This window comes from Corynebacterium alimapuense (assembly GCF_003716585.1).
In the GTDB taxonomy this organism is placed as follows: Bacteria; Actinomycetota; Actinomycetes; order Mycobacteriales; family Mycobacteriaceae; genus Corynebacterium; species Corynebacterium alimapuense.
This window is the reverse complement of the sequence record NZ_PTJO01000012.1, coordinates 1-1,927: the sequence shown is the minus strand read 5'-3', so window position 1 is coordinate 1,927 and position 1,927 is coordinate 1. Positions and strand designations below refer to the sequence as shown.

2 protein-coding genes are annotated in these 1,927 nt (G+C 52.6%); both read right to left on the bottom strand.

All coding sequences use genetic code 11. From position 1 onward, the window contains the following. Window positions 1-83: 83 nt before the first annotated feature. The gene (locus C5L39_RS10785; RefSeq protein ID WP_165858044.1) at window positions 84-236 is read right to left on the bottom strand and encodes a hypothetical protein; all 153 of its coding nucleotides are present in this window, start codon (window positions 234-236) and stop codon (window positions 84-86) included. A gap of 44 nt (window positions 237-280) precedes the next feature. Next, the coding region (locus C5L39_RS10830) for a DUF5979 domain-containing protein (RefSeq protein ID WP_219729211.1) at window positions 281-1,927 on the bottom strand (1,647 nt) is incomplete at its 5' end.

Sequence of the window (1,927 nt, the reverse complement as noted above, 5' to 3'; positions counted from 1 at the left end):
TATCAACACGCAAAAACGGGCCAAGGGCCCAGTACGCATCACACGTACCAAACCCTTGACCCTCATCTACCCCAGCACACTGCCTAGGAAGACATCACACTCGGAAACAGCTCCATGCTGCTACCCAAACCAGCCACAACATCGTAGAACCAGATTGAACTTCCCACGAAGAAATCAAGCACAGACGAACCAGTGAACTGAATATTCTCAATCACAATCGGGATCGGAATAATCATCACACACCTCCCTTCATTAACTCGTAGTTCCAGTCAGTCATTTTCTACTGATTGCTTTTACGATCACGAGTCACCAGCAAGGCACCAACAGCCATGATCAACAATGCGATCCCACCAACCCAGAGCACATTCGCACCAGTATTAGCCAAACCACCATTCTCAGAAACCGTGGAATCATCCTTCGACGGAGCCGACGGAGCATCCGTCACCGGAGTCTCTACCTCTGGAGTTTCCGTCTCCGGGGTTTCCGGAGCATCAGGCTGAGCCGGCGACGTCGTCCCCGGAATGCTCGAACCACTGGAACCACCCGGAATGCTCGAACCACTGGAACCACCCGGAGCAGGGACCGGGAACGGAATAACAACCAAACCGTTCTGCTCAGTCAGCTCGTACTTGTTCTCCACGTTCAGGGAAACGTTCTCATCAGCACCGATAGTCAACTCCACCGGTGAACCATCAACAACCTCACCATCAAGGGTGTACTCGACAGACCAATCAGCAACCGTTCGATCACTCGTACCAAGCCAACCCGACTGAGTATCCGCAGAGGCATCCTCTTCCCACACCTCACACATAGAACCCGGGATCAGACCCTCAATAACAGCAGACTCACCAGCTCCCAGCGTCACAGAACCTTCCTGAGAAGCAACACCCAAATCAGAACCACTCTCATCACCAGCAACTGCTTCCATCAAACCAACAACAGCCTCAACAGCCTCAACAACAGCAGCGTCCTCAGCGTCATCTTCAACAGCAGGCGCGTCAGCAGTAGTGGTCTGTGCAGCAGCGGAGTTGTCCTCGTTGGGAGTCTCTTCAATAGGAGTCTCCTCAATAGGAGTCTCTTCAATAGGAGTCTCTTCAATAGGAGTCTCTTCAATAGGAGTCTCTTCAACATCACCTGAGTAATCAGGTGCCACACAGCGGTAGTTCAACGTGAACTCATCCGGAGCATGAGCCAGCCCATTACCAGTGACAAACTTCTGAAGGATCAGGCCACCCTCAACGTAGGTGTACTCATTAACAGCATCAACCTGAACGTTAGTCGACTCATCAGCAGTGACCTGGAATTCATCCGGTGAAATAGATGAATCAAGCGCAGTATCAGCAACCGCTGCATCAGACTCAGTCACCACACACGTTGCCATCACCGGAACATCATCAACAGTCACAGTTCCAGCGCCAACCAGAGACGTCGTACCCGAATGCACCACAGCGTCAGCAACGGTACAGGAGTAGTTGAACGTGAACTCCTGGTTCGCAGCAGCCGCAGCAGCATTACCCGTGATCGTCTTGTTGATATCGAAAGAACCAGTCTCAGCCGTGTAAATATTCTTCACACCTACAGCAACAGGCTGACCCTCCTGCGCACCGGAACCAATCTCGAAGGTCACCGAATTGCCATCGACTACAGCAGTGTCGCTGTCGCCCTCAACGTCCCACTCAGTGGTCCACTCGAAGCCCTCGACAGCTGCGTCACGCTCCGTGACCGTGCACGAGGTACCAAGCTCAAGCTCACCAATCGACTCAACAACATTCTCCGACTCACCCGGAGTCAACTCGAAGGAGCCGGTGACAAGATCCTCGCCTACACCACAGGTGTAATCAAAAGTGAAGACCTGCTCAGCCCACGGCGCACCAACATTCTCAACATCAGCATCCAAACTCTTAGCAACCGAGAAACCACCAACAGC

Coding starts and splice junctions, on each gene's coding strand:
- C5L39_RS10785 (WP_165858044.1), bottom strand. CDS start 236: ATGATTATTCCGATCCCGATTGTGATTGAGAATATTCAGTTCACTGGT.